This is a genomic window from Pseudomonas sp. THAF187a (genome assembly GCF_009363395.1).
GTDB lineage: Bacteria > Pseudomonadota > Gammaproteobacteria > Pseudomonadales > Pseudomonadaceae > Aquipseudomonas > Aquipseudomonas khazarica.
The window spans coordinates 1,838,219-1,855,495 of record NZ_CP045349.1 but is presented as its reverse complement, the minus strand read 5'-3'; the positions used below and the strand labels follow the sequence as shown (position 1 = coordinate 1,855,495).

The window sequence follows — 17,277 nt, the reverse complement described above, 5'->3', positions numbered from 1 at the left end:
CGGGGCGCATGATAAACATGTTTTCCCCGTTTGCAAACAAAAATTTGTAGAAAAATTAGTGGCTTGGTTCGTCACCCTTCTCTTTCTGGATGCGTTGGTAGATTTCCTCACGGTGCACGGCAACCTCTTTGGGCGCATTGACGCCAATGCGCACCTGGTTACCTTTCACGCCCAACACGGTGACAGTCACATCATCACCGACCATCAGGGTCTCTCCGACCCGGCGAGTCAGAATCAGCATTCCTTTCTCCTCACGGATTACATTTTCAGGACAACAGTCTGCAAAAAAGAAAATGGTGCCAGCTTCCTGCTTGTTCAAGCCTGGAAACCTCCACCCAAGTATTGACCAGCCCGCGCAGAAAGAAAGTTCCCGCCTGCCAGTCAAAAAAACGAAAGGCGCGGAACCAGCCGCGCCTTTCGGATAGATCACTCGCCCTGTCGAGCCGGGGCGTCGAGCTCGAAAGCCGTGTGCAGTGCACGCACGGCCAGCTCCAGGTACTTCTCTTCGATCACCACGGAAACCTTGATCTCGGACGTGGAGATCATCTGGATGTTGATGGTTTCCTTGGCCAGTGCCTCGAACATGCGGCTGGCCACGCCTGCGTGAGAGCGCATGCCGACGCCGACGATGGACACCTTGGCGATGTCGGTGTCGCCGACCACTTCGCGAGCACCCAGCTCGTCCGCAGTCTTCTGCAGGACGTTCAGGGCATTGTTGTAGTCGTTGCGGTGCACGGTGAAGGTGAAATCGGTGGTGTTATCGTGCGCCACGTTCTGCACGATCATGTCGACTTCGATGTTGGCAGCGCTGATCGGGCCGAGAATCTTGAAAGCCACGCCCGGCAGGTCCGGCACGCCACGGATGGTCAGCTTGGCTTCGTCGCGGTTGAAGGCGATGCCGGAAATGATCGGCTGTTCCATGGATTCCTCTTCATCAAGGGTAATGAGGGTGCCCGGCCCCTCCTGGAAGCTGTGCAGGACGCGCAGCGGGACGTTGTACTTGCCGGCGAACTCCACCGAACGGATCTGCAGCACCTTGGAGCCCAGGCTGGCCATTTCCAGCATTTCTTCGAAGGTGATCTTTTCCAGGCGCTGGGCCTTGGGCACCACGCGCGGGTCGGTGGTGTAGACGCCATCGACGTCGGTGTAGATCTGGCACTCGTCGGCCTTCAGGGCCGCAGCCAGGGCCACGCCGGTGGTGTCGGAACCGCCACGGCCGAGCGTGGTGATGCTGCCGTGCTCGTCGACCCCCTGGAAACCGGCGACGACGACGACACGCCCGGCCTTGAGGTCAGCGCGAATCTTCTGGTCATCGATCTGCAGAATGCGCGCCTTGTTGTAGGCGCTGTCGGTGAGGATGCGCACCTGGCTGCCGGTATAGGACACCGCCGGCACGCCGCGCTTGATCAGCGCCATGGCCAGCAGAGCGATGGTCACCTGCTCGCCGGTGGACACCATGACATCCAGTTCGCGCGAGACCGGTTCGCCGTCGGTGATCTGTTTGGCCAGATCGATCAGGCGGTTGGTTTCACCGCTCATGGCGGAAACCACCACGACGATGTCGTCACCGTTCTCGCGGAATTTCTTCACCTTGTCGGCCACCTGCTGGATACGCTCGATGGTGCCGACGGAGGTGCCCCCAAACTTCTGTACGATCAAAGCCATTTCAAAAAGCCGCCTGAATCCTCGAAGGGCGCCCATTAAACCCGCATCGGGTCATACTGCCAAGGCCCGCCGGACGCACTGCGGGCCCCGCTTTCTCACTCGTTACGAAGCCTGCTCGACCAGGGTAGCGGCCAGGGCCAGGGCCTCGTCCAGTTTGCCGGCATCGACGCCGCCGCCCTGGGCCATGTCCGGACGACCACCGCCCTTGCCGCCCACGGCTGCTGCAGCCTGACGCATCAGGTCACCGGCCTTGAGCTTGCCGGTCAGGTCCTGGGTGACACCGGCGACCAGCACCACTTTCTCGTCGAACACGCCGCCGAGCAGGATCACCGCGCTACCCAGCTTGTTCTTCAGCTGATCGACCAGCGCCAGCAGCGCCTTGCCATCCAGGCCGTCGAGACGCGCCGCCAGCACCTTGGTGCCCTTCACGTCCACCGCCGAGGCAGCCAGGTCGTTGCCCGCCGCGCTGGCGGCCTTGGCCTTGAGCTGTTCCAGCTCCTTCTCCAGCTGACGGTTGCGTTCCAGCAGTGCGGACAGCTTGTCCAGCACGTTGTCGCGATTGCCCTTGACCAGGGAAGCGGCTTCCTTGAGCTGCTCCTCGGCACCGTTCAGGTAGGCCAGCGCTTGCGCGCCAGTGACCGCTTCGATACGGCGCACGCCGGCGGCCACACCGCCTTCGCTGACGATCTTGAACAGGCCGATGTCGCCGGTGCGAGCCACGTGGGTACCGCCGCACAGCTCGACGGAGAAGTCGCCGCCCATGCTCAGTACACGCACCTGGTCACCATACTTCTCGCCGAACAGGGCCATGGCGCCCTTGGCCTTGGCCGTCTCGATATCGGTGATTTCGGTTTCCACCGCCGAGTTCTCGCGCACCACGCGGTTGACGATGTCCTCGAGCTGCTTGAGCTGCTCGGGCTTGATCGCCTCGAAGTGGCTGAAGTCGAAGCGCAGGCGCTGGCTGTTGACCAGCGAGCCCTTCTGCTGCACGTGATCACCGAGCACGATGCGCAGGGCTTCGTGCAGCAGGTGGGTAGCGGAGTGGTTCAGTGCCGTGGCCTGGCGCACCTCGGCCTCGACTTCGGCCTTGACGCTGGTGCCGACGTTGAGCCCGCCGCGTACCACCACGCCGTGATGCAGGAAGGCGCCGCCAGCTTTGGTGGTGTCGCGCACGTCGAAACGCACGCCGGCACCTTCGAGGTAACCGCAGTCACCGACCTGGCCGCCTGACTCGGCGTAGAACGGGGTCTGATCCAGCACCACCACGCCCTCCTCGCCCTCGGCGAGGCTGTCCACCGCAGCGCCGGCCTTGAACAGGGCGATGATCTGGCCACTGCCGCTGGTGCCTTCGTAACCAAGGAAATGGGTGTCGGTGTCGACCTTGACCAGGGTGTTGTAGTCCATGCCGAAGGCGCTGGCGGAGCGGGCGCGCTCGCGCTGCGCTTCCATCTCGCGCTCGAAGCCTGCTTCATCCACCGACAACTCGCGCTCACGGGCGATGTCGGCGGTCAGGTCGACCGGGAAGCCGTAGGTGTCGTACAGCTTGAACACCACGTCGCCGGGAATGACCTTGCCTTTCAGCTCGACCAGGTCCTGCTCGAGGATCTTCAGGCCCTGCTCCAGGGTCTTGGCGAACTGCTCTTCTTCGGTTTTCAGCACGCGCTCGATGTGCGCCTGCTGCTGCTTGAGCTCGGGGAAGGCCTCGCCCATCTCGGCCACCAGGGCGGCGACGATCTGGTAGAAGAAACTGCCCTTGGCGCCCAGCTTGTTGCCGTGACGGCAGGCGCGGCGAATGATGCGGCGCAGCACGTAGCCACGGCCTTCGTTGGACGGCGTCACGCCATCGGCGATCAGGAAGCTGCAGGAACGAATGTGGTCAGCCACCACCTTCAGCGACGCCTCGCCGGCGTTGGCGCAGCCGATGGCCTTGGCGGAAGCGGCCAGCAGGTTCTGGAACAGGTCGATCTCGTAGTTCGAGTTGACGTGCTGCAGCACGGCGCTGATGCGCTCCAGGCCCATGCCGGTGTCCACGCTTGGCGCCGGCAGCGGGTGCAGCACGCCATCGGCAGTCCGGTTGAACTGCATGAATACGTTGTTCCAGATCTCGATGTAGCGGTCGCCGTCTTCCTCGGGCGAACCGGGCGGGCCGCCCCAGATGTGCTCGCCATGGTCGAAGAAGATCTCGGTGCACGGACCGCACGGGCCGGTGTCACCCATCGCCCAGAAGTTGTCGGAAGCGTACGGCGCACCCTTGTTGTCGCCGATGCGGATCATTCGCTCGGTGGGAACGCCGACTTCCTTGGTCCAGATGTCGTAGGCCTCGTCATCGGTGGCGTAGACGGTGACCCAGAGTTTTTCCTTGGGCAGCTTCAGCCACTTCTCGGAGGTCAGGAACTCCCAGGCGTAGTGGATGGCATCGCGCTTGAAGTAGTCGCCGAAGCTGAAGTTGCCCAGCATTTCGAAGAAAGTGTGGTGGCGCGCGGTGTAGCCGACGTTTTCCAGGTCGTTGTGCTTGCCGCCGGCACGCACGCACTTCTGGCTGGTGGTGGCGCGGGTGTAGGCACGCTTCTCCAGGCCCAGGAAGCAGTCCTTGAACTGGTTCATCCCCGCGTTGGTGAACAGCAGGGTCGGGTCGTTCGCCGGAATCAGCGAGCTGGAAGCGACACGGGTGTGCCCTTTTTCTTCGAAGAAGCTCAGGAAGGCTTCACGGATTTCTGCGCTTTTCATAGGGGTCATCCACGGAATCAGGCGGCCACGACAGAGCCGGCGAAGCAGACGACGCGAGAACGTGGCGAGCGACGGTCAGGCAAGGCAGGAAACGACAACGCATGCAACGTCGGCACATCCGTGGTTGCGGATGCCGAACGAGCATTTCGATGCCGTTTCCAACGCAGCATGGCCGAGCGCGGCCGTTGTCACGCAGTCTGCAAAGGGACGCATTATATCGGTCCATTCGCCCGCGGCTAGTGCCTTGTTGATAGCCGACCGCTATGGGCGGTCGGCAGCAGGATCAATGATCACGGAAAGCGGCGAATGCCTCGATCACCCGCTCGACGCCCTCGGAACCGACATCCAGATGGGTAACCAGGCGCAGACGCGGCGCCGCGCTGACGACAATGCGCCGCTCGGCCATGAAGGCGCCGACCTGGCTGGCACGCTCGCCGAGCTGCACGTAGACCATGTTGGTCTGCACCGGCTCGACGCTGTAACCCAGCGCACGCAGCGCCTCGCCCAGGTGCGCCGCCTTGGCGTGGTCCTCGGCCAGGCGCTCGACCTGATGCTGCAGCGCATAGAGGCCGGCCGCCGCCAGCACGCCGGCCTGGCGCATGCCGCCACCGACCATCTTGCGCAGGCGCCGCGCCCTGGCGATCAGCGCGGCGCTGCCGCACAGCACCGAGCCGACCGGCGCCCCGAGGCCCTTGGACAGGCACACCGAGACGGAATCGAAGTGCTGGGTGATCTCGCGCGCCGGCACGCCCAGCTTGACCGCCGCGTTGTACAGGCGGGCGCCATCCAGATGCAGGCTCAGGCCCCGCCGGCGCGTCAGTTCACGCGCCGCCGCCAGGTAGTCGAGCGGCAACACCTTGCCCTGCATGGTGTTTTCCAGGGCCAGCAGACGCGTGCGGGCGAAATGGAAGTCATCCTGCTTGATCGCTGCCTCGACCCGGCCCAGGTCCAGCGAACCATCGGCCTCGCCTTCGATCGGCTGCGGCTGGATCGAACCGAGCACGGCGGCGCCGCCACCCTCGTACTTATAGGTGTGCGCCTGCTGGCCGACGATGTACTCGTCTCCGCGCTCGCAGTGCGCCATCAGGCCCAGCAGGTTGCTCATGGTCCCGGTGGGAACGAACAGCGCCGCCTCGAAGCCCAGCTCCTTGGCCAGCCAGGCTTCCAGATGGTTGACGCTGGGGTCTTCACCGTAGACGTCATCGCCCAGTTCGGCGGCCATCATGGCTTCGCGCATGGCGGCGGTGGGTTGGGTGACGGTGTCGCTACGCAGGTCGATCAGGGGCATGGCAGGCTTTCCCGTTCATTGGCGAAAGGGCCATGCTAAAGAGGTCGCGAAGGGGGCCACAAGATACAGTTGGCGCAAAATCCGGCGGAACGGCGAGCGAGCCGACTGTCCTTGCTGACAGTCGGCGTGTGGCCAGAGGGAGAGGCGTATCGCGGCTGAAGCCGCTCCTACGGGATGCGGCGTTTGACCCAGGTGCGGCTTCAGCCGCGATGCCGCCCGGATACCCAGGCAGATGGCGCGCTGGCTACACCAGGCTGGCACCGTCGTCCGGGACGATGAGGATGCCGGCGCGCAGGCCGTTCTTGACCCTGGGGTTGGGGAAGATGATGCGGGCGCCCTGCTCTTCCACCAGCCAGCGGGTGTCGGCGATGTCCTCGGCGAGCAGATAGCCCGGCTTGAGCTCGGTGAAGTTCTCGATATCCGCAGGCAGGTGCAGCTGGAAGCTGTCACTGTGCTTGATGATCTCCCGCGACACGGCGAACAGCTGCAAACCATCCAGGGTCGGTTCGCCGTTGACCACCTCACGCCCCTCGATCAGCGCCTGCAAGGCGTTCTCCAGCAGATCGAGATTGACCAGCTGGTTCTGCCCGAACGCACGCGCCTTGCCCAGTTCCAGGGTAAAGGCCTCGGCCCCGAGCTGCGCATAGGTGTAGGCACTGAAGGTGATGGACGGCTTGTTCTGCAGCAGCACGGCCTCGATCCCGGCGGCGCGCAGACGCTCCAGCTCTCGCCGCGAATGGGCGCGACCCTCCTGCCAGGGGTAGAGAGCGAACTGCTCGATCTTCGAACCGCGAATCGCGGTATGCAGGTCGTAGTGCAGGCGCGTGCGGCCCGTTTCCTTGCCGAAGAAGGTGGCCGACAGATGCTCCAGGTCACAGGCACGAATGGCCTCGAAACCACTGGATTGCTCATGGCGACCGCTGAACAGGCGGTTGATGTCCTGCTCGACGAAACGCTCGCCACGGCGCATGGCCTCGGGATTGCCGAACAGGAAGAGAATGCGTGCGGCCGGGCGCAGCTCGTTGCGTGCGATGCCGCGCAGCAGACGATCGAGCATCTCGATCGGCGCGGTCTCGTTGCCGTGAATACCGGCGGACAGCAGCAGATCGAGGCCGTTGTCACGCGCCGCTGGCGGGGTCACCTCCAGCGCGCCTTCATCCAGCCAGCGCAGGCGCGTGCCATCGGGGGTCAGTTGAATCTTCGCCGACGGCTCGTGGCCGGCCAGGGTCAGTTCAAGCAGCTTGCCGAGGACCAGCATGGCGACTCCTTGCTTTACAGCACTTCGTGCAGGCGCGAGCGGCAGCCGCGCCTACATGGCTCGACGATCAGTGGTTGCAGTCGGGGCCATGGACATGATCGTCATCATCGTCCGCCGGCTCCATTTCCAGCTGCAGGCTGACCAGGTTGGTGGCCTGCGGACGCAGCAGCAGGTTGGCATACTCGGTATCCCCCTCCTCCACGTCGACGCCGATCAGCAACTGATCGCCAACGGCCTGAACCCAGAGTTCCTTGCCCTGCCAGACCACCGCAAAGCGGGTGCAGGACGTCTCCAGCTGGGTGCCGTCGTTATCTTCGAGAATCAGTTGCAGCGCGTCGCTCATAAAATCTCCGGGGTTGGGGTCAGTTCAGTTGGAAAGGATAGACCGAGCCCAGTTTAAGGATCTGCGTCAGTTCATCCAATGCCGTGCGGCATTCGCCGAGCAATTGCGGATCGGCAAGATCGGCCTCGCTCAGGCGATCGCGATAGTGCTTGTCGACCCAGGCCACCAGGGTGTCATGCAGCGCGTGGCTCATCACCACGCCCGGATTGACCGCCGCCAGCTCCTGCTCCTTGAGCGCCACGCGCAAGCGCAGGCACGCCGGGCCGCCGCCATTCTGCATGCTCTGCTTGAGGTCGAACACGCGCACCTCGCGGATCGGCCCGCCGCTGGCGGTCAGTTGCTCGAGGTAGCGCCAGACGCTGGCATTGTTGCGACATTCTTCCGGCACCACCAGCAGCATGCTGCCATCGGCGCGTGTGAGCAGTTGGCTGTTGAACAGGTACGAACGCACCGCATCCTGCACGCTCACCGCCGAGCCCGGCACGCAGACGGCCTGGAAGTTGCCGCCGCGCCGCGCCAGTTTGTCGCCCAGTTCGGCCAGCACCTTGTCGGTCTCGAGGAAGGCGTCCTGGTGGTAGAACAGCACCTCGCCGTTGCCCACCGCGATCACATCGTTGTGGAACACGCCCTGATCGATCACCGCCGGGTTCTGCTGGGCGTAGACCACGCCCGCGTCACTCAGCCCGTGCAGGCGCGCGACCGCCTGGCTGGCCTCCAGGGTCTGCCGCGCCGGGTAGCGCGCCGGCGCCGGATAGCGCGTATCGAAGGCACTGCGCCCGTAGACGAAGAACTCCACGCCGGCGTCGCCATAGCCCTTGCAAAAACGCGTGTGGTTGGCCGCGCCCTCGTCACCGAACTGCGCCACCGCCGGCAACGCCGGGTGGTGGGCGAAGTGCGCGTCGTTGGCGAACATGGCCTGCAGCACGCGACTGGTGGTCGGGTGCTCGATACTGCGGTGGAACTTGCAGTTGAGGTTGGCAGCGGTGAAGTGCACGCGACCATCGGCCGTGTCGGCACTGGGGCTGACGGTGCAGGAGTTGGCCGTCCACATGCTCGATGCCGAGCAGCTCGCCACCAGCAGCGGCATGGCCTCGCGCGCGGCGCGGGCGATGACCTCGGCGTCGCTGCCGGTAAAGCCCAGGCGTCGCAACGCGCCGACATCCGGACGTTCCTGCGGGGCCAGCACGCCCTGCTTGAAGCCCATGTCCATCAGCGCCTTCATCTTGGCCAGCCCTTGCTTGGCGGCCTCCCTGGGGCTGGATACCACCTGGCTGTTGCTCTGCGATGCCACGTTGCCGTAGGACAGACCGCCGTAGTTGTGCGTCGGCCCGACCAGGCCGTCGAAGTTCATTTCATAGGCGGACATCACAGGGTCACTCCCGGGGTCAGGGTCGCAGGCAGGGCCAGGGTCTCGCTCTCCAGCGACGCCACCGGGTAAGCGCAGTAGTCGGCCGCATAGTAGGCACTGGCGCGATGGTTGCCGGAGGCGCCGATGCCGCCGAACGGGGCACTGCTGGCAGCGCCGGTGAGCTGCTTGTTCCAGTTGACGATGCCGGCACGGCTATGCAGCCAGAACTGCTCGTAGCGGGCCCGCGAATCGGACAGCAAACCGGCAGCCAGGCCATAGGCCGTCGCATTGGCTTCCTCGATGGCCGCGTCGAAATCGGCGTAGCGGACCACCTGCAGCAACGGGCCGAAGAATTCTTCGTCCGGGCGTTCGGCCACGGCGGTGACATCCACGATGCCGGGCGTCAGCAGCGCCGCATCGGCCTGCGGCTGCGTCATCGCCAGCAGCACGCTGGCGCCCTTGGCCTGCAGATCGGCCTGTGCCTGCATCAGCTGTGCGGCGGCCTGCAGGGAAATCACCGAGCCCATGAAGGGCGCCGGCTGCTCGTCGAAACGCCCCACCCGGATCTGCCCGGCGACCTGCACCAGGCGCGCCAGCAGGGCATCGCCCCAGGCGCCCTGCGGCACCAGCAGACGGCGCGCGCAGGTGCAGCGCTGCCCCGCGCTGATGAAGGCGGATTGCACGATGGTGTAGACGGCGGCATCGACATCGGCCACCTGATCGACGATCAGCGGGTTGTTGCCACCCATCTCCAGCGCCAGGATCTTGTCCGGGCGTCCGGCGAACTGCGCGTGCAGCAGGTTGCCGGTGCGGCTGGAGCCGGTGAAGAACAGGCCATCGATACCGGGATGCCCGGCCAGGGCCACGCCGGTTTCACGGCCGCCCTGCAACAGGTTGAGCACGCCTGCCGGCAGACCGGCTTCGATCCAGCATTGCAGGGTCAGCTCGGCCACCCTGGGCGTCAGTTCGCTGGGCTTGAACAGCACGCAGTTACCGGCCAGCAGCGCCGGCACGATATGCCCGTTGGGCAGGTGCCCGGGGAAGTTGTACGGACCGAATACCGCCACCACGCCATGCGGCTTGTGCCGCAGCACCGCCGTGGCATCGGCCAACGGACCACTCTTCTCACCGGTGCGCTCGCGATAGCTCTGGATGGAAATGGCCACCTTGTTGACCATGCTGGTCACCTCGGTGGCGGCCTCCCACAGGGGCTTGCCGGTCTCTTCACCGATCGCCCGCGCCACCTCGTCGGCACGCGTCTTCAGGCAGGCAGCGAAACGCTCCAGCACGGCGATACGCCCGTCCAGCGAATGCGCGGCCCATAACGAGAACGCGCCACGCGCGGCGCTGACAGCCGCATCGACCTGTGCGGCAGTGGCGCCCTGGCCTTCCCAGACGACGGCCTGGCTGACCGGGTCAAGCGACTGCAGCGGCTCGCCCTGACCGGGCTGCCACTGACCTGCGATGTAATGAGTGTTCATCTTGTTCTACCACTCCCAGCATTCAGCGGCGGCCGTCGAGAGCCACCGCGCAAAACAGAAATCTCAGCCGTGCGCCGCCAGCGGCACGGCGCGCACCTGATCGCCCGCCGACAGGCGCAGACGCTTGGCCGTCAGCGGATCGACCACCAGGGTACCGGCCGCCAGGCGTGCCGGCGCGGCGGTGATGCGGCAGTCCTGGCGCTTGCGGTTGTGCACCAGGAAGGGTTCGGCGTCGTCCCCCGGCGTACCGATGGCCAGCACCAGGTTCTGACTGTCGCGTACGGCGCGAATCTTCGCGGTTTCCGCCTCGATGGCCGGCCCGGCATCGAAGATGTCGACGTAGCCCTGGTAGCTGAAACCCTCGGCCTTGAGCATGGCCAGTGCCGGCTCGGTGTCCGGGTGCACGCGACCGATCACCCCGCGCGCGTCCTCGGAGAGGAAGCAGGCATAGAGCGGGAACTTGGGCATCAGCTCGGCGATGAAGGCCTTGTTGCCGACACCGGTGAGATAGTCCGCCTGGGAGAACTCCATCTTGAAGAAGTGCCGGCCCAGGCTTTCCCAGAACGGCGAACGCCCACGCTCGTCGGACACACCGCGCATCTCGGCGATCACCTTGTCGCCGAACAGCTCGCGGAATTCGGCGATGAACAGAAAGCGCGCCTTCGACAGCAGGCGACCGTTGAGGCCAGTGCGGTAACCGGCATGCAGGAAAAGCGAGCACAGCTCGGAGTTGCCGGTCAGGTCGTTGGCCATGAACAGGGTCGGCACCTGGCGATGGATGTTCAGCTCCTGCGAGGCGCTGACGGTCAGGCCCACACGGTAGTTGTACCAGGGCTCGCGCAGGCCCACGGCGCCGGCGACCGCCGAGATGCCCACCACCTTGCCGGCATCGTCCTCGAGCACGAACAGGTAGTCGGCATCGGCCCGTTCGGCCTCACCGCGAAAGGCCTTCTCCGCCCAGCCGACCCGGTGCGCCAGGCGCGCCTCGTTGGCCGGCAGCGTGGTCAGGCCAGCGCCGGTACTGCGAGCCAGGTCGATCAGGGCCGGCAAGTCGGCACTGCGCACGGGACGAACGATCATAAATCCTCCAGATTCCTCGAGAGTGCCGACGGCACCCTCACCCGCCCCGAAGGGCGCCCTCTGCTACCGGAGCAGGGCCTGTTAAACCGCGACCAACCTGACGCTGGCACCTTCACCGACGCCCAGCGCCTCGGCCGCCTCCGCACTGAGCAGCACGGGCTTGCCGGGCACCCAGTCGAGATCGGCGACGATGGCGCGGAAATCCTGCAGCTGGCCGTTGCTCACCAGGTACTGGCGCCCGCCGCCCTCGGCCTCACCGATCTTCACCGGCACCAGGCGGCTCTGCGCGATGCTGCGAATGCCCGAGGTGCGCGCGTGCAGGGTCGGACCACCGTCGAAGATGTCGATGTAGTGGTCCGTCTCGAAGCCTTCACGCATGAGGATGTCGAAGGTGATCTGCGCACGCGGATGCACCTGGCCCATCGCCTCCTGCGCCTCGTCCGAGAGCAGCGGCACGTAGATGGGGTAATGCGGCATCAGTTCGGCGAGGAAGGTGCGGCTTTTCAGCCCGCACAGGCGCTCGGCCTCGGCGTAGGTCATGTCGAAGAAGTTGCGCCCGACCGCATCCCAGAACGGCGAATCACCGCCCTCGTCGCTGTGGCCGACGATCTCCACCACCACCGCGTCGGCGAAGCGCTCCGGGTGGCCGGCCATGAACAGCAGGCGACCGCGCGAATTGAGTTCGGCGAAGGCGCTGCCGACCAGCGGCCGCTCGACGTAGAAGCTGGTGAGCAGGCTGTTGCCGGTCAGGTCGTGACAGAGCGACAGCACGTGGATCTTGTTGTGAATCTTCAGCTCGCGCGAGTTGTGCACGAAGGTTTCATTGCGAAAGCTGTAGAAGGGTTCGGAATAGCCGGCCGACGCGACGATGCCGGAGCAGCCGACCAGGCGACCGCTCGCGCTGTCTTCGAGCACGAAGAAATAGCTTTCTTCACCGTTGAAGCTGACCTCGGCGGCGAAGGACGCCTCCGAGGCGGCGATCTTGTCGCCCAGCCGGCCTGCGTCGTCCGGCAACGAAGTGACCCCCACCGGACTGTCAGCAGCCAGTCGCTGCACATCCGCCAGGTCCGCCATTTGCGCAGGGCGCATCACCAGCATGGGTCACTCCTTCTAAACACAGAATCGTTGCGACAGGCAGGCCGACGACCTGCCCGACGGATCGGCGATGAAACGGGAGGGTCCTGGCCAGCCGCTGTCGCGACCAGCCCCCCTCCCGGTATCAGCCCGCAAACACTCAGGCCGCCGGCAGTTTGCTCAGCGCTCGTTCGAAACGCGCCAGGCCTTCCTCGATGTCGGCATCGTCGACCACCAGGCTCGGGGCGAAACGCACCACATCCGGCCCGGCCTGCAGAATCATCAGGCCTTCGGCCGTGGCGGCGTCGAGCACCTGCTTGGCCTTGCCCTTCCAGGCATCGTTGAGCACGCAACCGAGCAGCAGGCCCATGCCACGTACCTGCTCGAACAGGCCGTACTGCTTGCCCAGCGCCTCGAGGCGGACCTTGAACTGTTCGCTCTTGGCCTGCACGCCGTCCAGGGTCTGGCGGGTATTGACGATATCCAGCACGGCCTCGCCGACCGCACAGGCCAGCGGGTTGCCGCCATAGGTGGTGCCATGGGTGCCGGGAACGAAGTGCTTGGCCAGGTCGGTGGTGGTGAGCATCGCCGCGATGGGGAAACCACCGCCCAGGCTCTTGGCGCTGGACAGGATGTCCGGCACCACGCCGTAGTTCATGTAGGCGAACAGCTCGCCGGTACGGCCCATGCCGCTCTGCACTTCATCGAAGACCAGCAGCGCGTCGTGTGCGTTGCACAGCGCGCGGGCGCCCTCCAGATAGGCCTTGTCCGCCGGCAGCACGCCGCCCTCGCCCTGCACGGGTTCCAGCACCACGGCGCAGGTCTTGTCGGAAATGGCCGCCTTCAGGGCGTCCAGATCGTTGTAGGGGACATGGGTGATGCCCTGGATCTTCGGCCCGAAACCATCGGAATACTTCGGCTGGCCGCCCACGCTGACGGTGAACAGCGTCCGCCCGTGGAAGCTGTTGATAGCAGCGATGATCTCGTGCTTCTCCGGACCGAAACGGTCATGGGCGACACGCCGGGCCAGCTTGAACGCGGCCTCGTTGGCCTCGGCGCCGGAGTTGCAGAAGAACACGCGCTCGGCGAAGGTCGCCTCGACCAGCTTCTTGCCCAGGCGCAGCGCCGGCTCATTGGTGAACACGTTGGAGATGTGCCACAGGGTATTGGCCTGTTCGGTCAGAGCCGCGACCAGCGCCGGGTGGCAATGACCCAGCACGTTGACCGCGATGCCGCCGGCGAAGTCGATCAGCTCTCGCCCGCTCTGATCCCAGACTCGCGAACCCAGACCACGCACGGGCACGAAGGCGGCAGGGGCGTAGTTGGGAACCATGAACTGGTCGAAATCGGCGCGTTGCACCGCATCGTGCTGAACGGACATCAAAGCTCTCCTGATGAGAAGTACCAGTCGCAGACCGGCGACAAAGCGCCCGAAACGACAGGGAATGCAAGGATTGTAGGGACTGAAACGGGGGCGGCATTGCCGCCATGCGACAACTTCTTACAGCGCCACCCCGGGTTTTCCGCGGGTTGTCGCCCAAGCGACAGAAAGCATCGGAAAGGCGCAGTTTAATCGCAGATCGTCGCCCGGAGCACGTGGCCGGAAAAAATCTCCGCAGGCTGACCGGCCGGTATCGAAATCATCGCCGGCGTGGCCACTGAGCACCCGGCAAGCGCGCTGGAGATCGCCCGGATGCCTCCGGGCGAGCGCCCGTGTCAGCCACGCTCGACCGGGGTGGAGGTCAGCTCGAAGGGGCTGTTGCTGCGGCGCTGATTGCGATCGTCACGCGGCGTGGCGCCGAAGAAGTTGCGGTAGGCGCTGGAGAAATGCGGCCCCGAGGAGAAGCCGCAGGACAGGCCGATCTGGATGATCGACTTGCTGGTCTGCATCAGCAGCTGGCGCGCCTTGTTCAGGCGCAGTTCCAGGTAGTACTGACTGGGCACGCGATTGAGGTACTGCTTGAAGATACGCTCCAGCTGCCGGCGCGAGACGCAGACATGCTGGGCGATCTCGTCGGTGGTCAGCGGCTCCTCGATATTGGCCTCCATCAGCAGCACGGCCTGGGTCAGCTTCGGATGGCTGGAGCCGAGGCGATTCTGCAGCGGAATGCGCTGGCGCTCGCCCCCTTCACGGATGCGCTCGACCACCAGCTCCTCGCTCACCGCACCGGCCAGTTCGGCGCCGTGGTCGCGCGCCAGCACCGCCAGCAGCAGGTCGAGCACCGCCAGGCCGCCACACGCGGTGAGCCGGTCACGGTCCCAGTCGAACAGGTGACTGGTGGCGATGACTTTGGGGAAACGTTCGGAGAAATCGTCCTGCCAGCGCCAGTGCACCGCCGCACGGTAGCCGTCGAGCAGACCCAGCTGGGCCAGCGGATAGACCCCAGCGGACAGGCCGCCGATCACGCAGCCTCCACGCACCTGCTGCTTGAGCGCAGCGGCCAGGCCGGCAGAGACCTGGGCCGGCGGCGTATCGGCCAGCAGAAACAGCTTGTCCAGGCCATCCAGATGCCCGGCCCAGGGCTCGCCCGGCAGGCGCCAGTCACCCGCGACCAGTGGTTCGGCCTGGAGGAAAACCAGCTCGTACACCACTTCCGGGTGGACGCGCTGGGCGACACGCAAGGCTTCCTCGGCCAGGGACAGGGTCAGGGCCTTGGTGCCGGGCCAGTAGAGAAAGCCGATTCGATGGGGGGTCATGGGTCTATGTTCAGGTTTGCCTTGCACCAGTTCAGGGCGTCTGCAAAAACCGGCAGCGGTCTCGAGCGCACCCTAAAAGGGCAAAGTCTAGCTGCTTATTATTTGAGGCTACCGGAAAGGAACTGCTTGAGACGCTCGGATTGTGGATTGACCAGCACATCCTTCGGACAGCCGCGCTCTTCCACCAGGCCCTTGTGCAGGAATACCAGCTGGTTCGACACCTCACGGGCGAAGCCCATCTCGTGGGTCACCACCACCATGGTGCGACCTTCGGTCGCCAGGTCCTGCATCACCTTGAGTACCTCGCCGACCAGCTCCGGATCGAGCGCCGAGGTCGGTTCGTCGAACAGCATCACCTCCGGCTCCATGGCCAGGGCACGGGCGATGGCCACGCGCTGCTGCTCGCCGCCGGACATGTGCGCCGGATAGGCATCCTTGCGATGGGCCACGCCAACCTTGGCCAGGTAGTGCTCAGCCTTGTCGCGGGCCTCGGCCTTGCTCACGCCGAGCACGTGCACCGGCGCCTCCATCACATTCTCCAGGGCACTCATGTGCGACCACAGGTTGAAATGCTGGAACACCATGGCCAGGCGCGAGCGCATGCGCTGCAACTGCCTGGCATCGGCGGCGCGCAGCGAACCGTCCTTGGCCGGCACCAGCTTCAGCTCTTCGCCGTTGAGCAGGATCTTGCCGGCGTGCGGCTGCTCCAGCAGGTTGAGGCAGCGCAGGAAGGTGCTCTTGCCCGAACCACTGGAGCCGATGATGCTGATCACGTCGCCCGCCTTGGCCGACATCGACACGCCCTTGATCACCTCATGGCTGCCGTAGCGCTTGTGCAGGTCCTGAACTTCGAGTTTGTACATGTTCGGGTTCTCTTGAATCGTCATGGCATCAGCCCTTGCGCGGGGCCATGTAGGCCAGCCAGCGGCGCTCGGCCAGCTTGAACAGGCGCACGAGGATGAAGGTCAGCACCAGGTAGAACAGGCCGGCGGTGATGTAGGCCTCGAACGGCAGGTAGTACTGCGAGCTGACGGTCTTGGCAGCGCCGGTGATGTCGATGAGGGTCACCACCGAGGCCAGGCTGGTGGTGTGCAGCATCATGATCACTTCATTGCTGTACTGCGGCAGCGCCCGTCGCAATGCCGACGGCAGCAGGATGCGCCGATACAGCTTGCCGCGCGACATACCCATGGCCTTGGCCGCCTCGATCTCGCCGTGCGGCGTGGCCTTGAGGCTGCCCGCCAGGATCTCGGCCGTGTAGGCACTGGTGTTGATGGCGAATGCCAGGCAGGCACAGAAGGTGGCGCTGGACAGGTAGGGCCACATGAAACTCTCGCGCACGGCCTCGAACTGGGCCAGGCCGTAGTACAGCAGGTACAGCTGCACCAGCATCGGCGTGCCACGGATCACGTAGGTGTAGAGCCAGGCCGGGAAGTTGACCAGCGCCTGCTTGGACACCCGCATCACCGCCAGCGGCACCGCCAGCAGCAGGCCCACGGCCAGGGCGATGAGCAACAGCTTGAGGGTCACCAGCACGCCACCGAAGTACAGCGGCAGGCTGTCGAGTACCACGTTGTAATCGAAAAGCATGGTGACTCCCTCAGATCTCGGCGGCTTTGACGCCGACCGAATAGCGGCGCTCGAGATAGCGCAATACCAGCAGCGACACGCTCGTGATCACCAGGTACACCGCCGCCGCCAGGAGGATGTAGGTGAACGGCTCGCGGGTCGCGTCACCGGCGCTCTTGGCGCGGGCCATCATGTCCTGCAGACCGACCAGGGAGATCAACGCAGTGGCCTTGACCAGCACCAGCCAGTTGTTGGTCAGGCCGGGAATCGCCAGGCGGATCATCTGCGGCACGAGGATGCGGAAGAACACCCGCAGCGGGCTCATGCCATAGGCCATGCCCGCCTCGCCCTGCCCCTTGGGGATGGCCATGAAGGCACCGCGGAAGGTCTCCGACAGGTAGGCGCCATAGATGAAGCCCAGGGTGCCGACACCCGCCACGAAGGGATTGATGTCGATGTAGTCCTCATAGCCCAGCAGCGGGGCGATGCGGTTGACCAGGTCCTGGCCGCCGAAGAAGATCAGCAGGATCAGCACCAGCTCGGGAATCCCACGGATCACCGTGGCGTAGGTCTCGCCCATCAGCGCCAGCCACCTCACCGGCGACAGACGGAAGGCCGCACCGAGCAGGCCGAGCGCGATGGCGACCGCCATCGACAGCAACGCCAGCGACACGGTAAGCCAGGCACCCTCGAGAATGGTCGAGCCGTAGCCTTGAAGCATGCGCCAATACCTCTCAGGCACCACGA

Annotated in this window: 15 protein-coding genes; all 15 read right to left on the bottom strand. The window is 65.1% G+C overall.

Going from position 1 to position 17,277, the window contains the following annotated elements; all coding sequences use genetic code 11:
• Positions 1-55 precede the first annotated feature (55 nt).
• The 15 genes from csrA to FIV02_RS08520 all read right to left on the bottom strand — a co-directional run bounded on the left by csrA (position 56) and on the right by FIV02_RS08520 (position 17,251).
• A complete protein-coding gene (gene csrA, locus FIV02_RS08590; RefSeq protein ID WP_003244478.1) occupies positions 56-241 on the bottom strand; it encodes a carbon storage regulator CsrA in 186 nt (61 codons plus the stop codon).
• A gap of 185 nt (positions 242-426) precedes the next feature.
• Positions 427-1,665 (bottom strand): aspartate kinase, encoded by a 1,239-nt coding sequence (locus FIV02_RS08585; RefSeq protein ID WP_047586507.1) that lies wholly within the window; start codon positions 1,663-1,665, stop codon positions 427-429.
• A 102-nt stretch (positions 1,666-1,767) separates the two neighbouring features.
• On the bottom strand, positions 1,768-4,392 hold the full coding sequence (gene alaS, locus FIV02_RS08580; protein ID WP_152488371.1) for an alanine--tRNA ligase: 2,625 nt from the start codon (positions 4,390-4,392) through the stop codon (positions 1,768-1,770).
• 283 nt (positions 4,393-4,675) lie between these two features.
• A complete protein-coding gene (gene ltaE / locus FIV02_RS08575) occupies positions 4,676-5,680 on the bottom strand; it encodes a low-specificity L-threonine aldolase (RefSeq protein ID WP_152488370.1) in 1,005 nt (334 codons plus the stop codon).
• A gap of 244 nt (positions 5,681-5,924) precedes the next feature.
• On the bottom strand, positions 5,925-6,938 hold the full coding sequence (gene astE, locus FIV02_RS08570) for a succinylglutamate desuccinylase (protein WP_152488369.1): 1,014 nt from the start codon (positions 6,936-6,938) through the stop codon (positions 5,925-5,927).
• 67 nt (positions 6,939-7,005) lie between these two features.
• Positions 7,006-7,281: a topoisomerase II gene (locus tag FIV02_RS08565; protein ID WP_152488368.1), complete on the bottom strand. Its 276-nt coding sequence runs from the start codon at positions 7,279-7,281 to the stop codon at positions 7,006-7,008.
• A 19-nt stretch (positions 7,282-7,300) separates the two neighbouring features.
• Positions 7,301-8,647 (bottom strand): N-succinylarginine dihydrolase, encoded by a 1,347-nt coding sequence (gene astB / locus FIV02_RS08560; RefSeq protein ID WP_037048414.1) that lies wholly within the window; start codon positions 8,645-8,647, stop codon positions 7,301-7,303.
• Positions 8,647-10,110, bottom strand: a complete 1,464-nt coding sequence (astD, locus tag FIV02_RS08555) for a succinylglutamate-semialdehyde dehydrogenase (protein WP_152488367.1) — start codon at positions 10,108-10,110, stop codon at positions 8,647-8,649. The genes astB and astD overlap by 1 nt, the downstream gene beginning before the upstream one ends.
• 63 nt (positions 10,111-10,173) lie before the next feature.
• Positions 10,174-11,190: an arginine N-succinyltransferase gene (gene astA, locus FIV02_RS08550; protein WP_037048419.1), complete on the bottom strand. Its 1,017-nt coding sequence runs from the start codon at positions 11,188-11,190 to the stop codon at positions 10,174-10,176.
• A gap of 81 nt (positions 11,191-11,271) precedes the next feature.
• A complete protein-coding gene (gene aruF, locus FIV02_RS08545; RefSeq protein ID WP_150608980.1) occupies positions 11,272-12,288 on the bottom strand; it encodes an arginine/ornithine succinyltransferase subunit alpha in 1,017 nt (338 codons plus the stop codon).
• A gap of 136 nt (positions 12,289-12,424) precedes the next feature.
• Positions 12,425-13,645: an aspartate aminotransferase family protein gene (locus FIV02_RS08540; protein WP_152488366.1), complete on the bottom strand. Its 1,221-nt coding sequence runs from the start codon at positions 13,643-13,645 to the stop codon at positions 12,425-12,427.
• Positions 13,646-13,980: 335 nt separating this feature from the next.
• The gene (argR, locus tag FIV02_RS08535; protein WP_037048434.1) at positions 13,981-14,961 is read right to left on the bottom strand and encodes a transcriptional regulator ArgR; all 981 of its coding nucleotides are present in this window, start codon (positions 14,959-14,961) and stop codon (positions 13,981-13,983) included.
• Positions 14,962-15,059: 98 nt separating this feature from the next.
• A complete protein-coding gene (locus tag FIV02_RS08530; protein ID WP_037048436.1) occupies positions 15,060-15,824 on the bottom strand; it encodes an ABC transporter ATP-binding protein in 765 nt (254 codons plus the stop codon).
• 28 nt (positions 15,825-15,852) lie between these two features.
• A complete protein-coding gene (locus FIV02_RS08525; RefSeq protein WP_047590917.1) occupies positions 15,853-16,551 on the bottom strand; it encodes an ABC transporter permease in 699 nt (232 codons plus the stop codon).
• Between the two features lie 10 nt (positions 16,552-16,561).
• Positions 16,562-17,251: an ABC transporter permease gene (locus FIV02_RS08520; RefSeq protein WP_037048443.1), complete on the bottom strand. Its 690-nt coding sequence runs from the start codon at positions 17,249-17,251 to the stop codon at positions 16,562-16,564.
• Positions 17,252-17,277 lie beyond the last annotated feature (26 nt).

Bases quoted from the DNA above. Each gene is read 5' to 3' on its own strand.
- FIV02_RS08525 (WP_047590917.1), bottom strand. From the start codon at position 16,551: ATGCTTTTCGATTACAACGTGGTACTCGACAGCCTGCCGCTGTACTTC.
- argR (WP_037048434.1), bottom strand. From the start codon at position 14,961: ATGACCCCCCATCGAATCGGCTTTCTCTACTGGCCCGGCACCAAGGCC.
- FIV02_RS08530 (WP_037048436.1), bottom strand. From the start codon at position 15,824: ATGTACAAACTCGAAGTTCAGGACCTGCACAAGCGCTACGGCAGCCAT.
- astB (WP_037048414.1), bottom strand. From the start codon at position 8,647: ATGTCCGCCTATGAAATGAACTTCGACGGCCTGGTCGGGCCGACGCAC.
- alaS (WP_152488371.1), bottom strand. From the start codon at position 4,392: ATGAAAAGCGCAGAAATCCGTGAAGCCTTCCTGAGCTTCTTCGAAGAA.
- FIV02_RS08585 (WP_047586507.1), bottom strand. From the start codon at position 1,665: ATGGCTTTGATCGTACAGAAGTTTGGGGGCACCTCCGTCGGCACCATC.
- astA (WP_037048419.1), bottom strand. From the start codon at position 11,190: ATGATCGTTCGTCCCGTGCGCAGTGCCGACTTGCCGGCCCTGATCGAC.
- FIV02_RS08540 (WP_152488366.1), bottom strand. From the start codon at position 13,645: ATGTCCGTTCAGCACGATGCGGTGCAACGCGCCGATTTCGACCAGTTC.
- FIV02_RS08565 (WP_152488368.1), bottom strand. From the start codon at position 7,281: ATGAGCGACGCGCTGCAACTGATTCTCGAAGATAACGACGGCACCCAG.
- csrA (WP_003244478.1), bottom strand. From the start codon at position 241: ATGCTGATTCTGACTCGCCGGGTCGGAGAGACCCTGATGGTCGGTGAT.
- astE (WP_152488369.1), bottom strand. From the start codon at position 6,938: ATGCTGGTCCTCGGCAAGCTGCTTGAACTGACCCTGGCCGGCCACGAG.
- aruF (WP_150608980.1), bottom strand. From the start codon at position 12,288: ATGCTGGTGATGCGCCCTGCGCAAATGGCGGACCTGGCGGATGTGCAG.
- FIV02_RS08520 (WP_037048443.1), bottom strand. From the start codon at position 17,251: ATGCTTCAAGGCTACGGCTCGACCATTCTCGAGGGTGCCTGGCTTACC.
- astD (WP_152488367.1), bottom strand. From the start codon at position 10,110: ATGAACACTCATTACATCGCAGGTCAGTGGCAGCCCGGTCAGGGCGAG.
- ltaE (WP_152488370.1), bottom strand. From the start codon at position 5,680: ATGCCCCTGATCGACCTGCGTAGCGACACCGTCACCCAACCCACCGCC.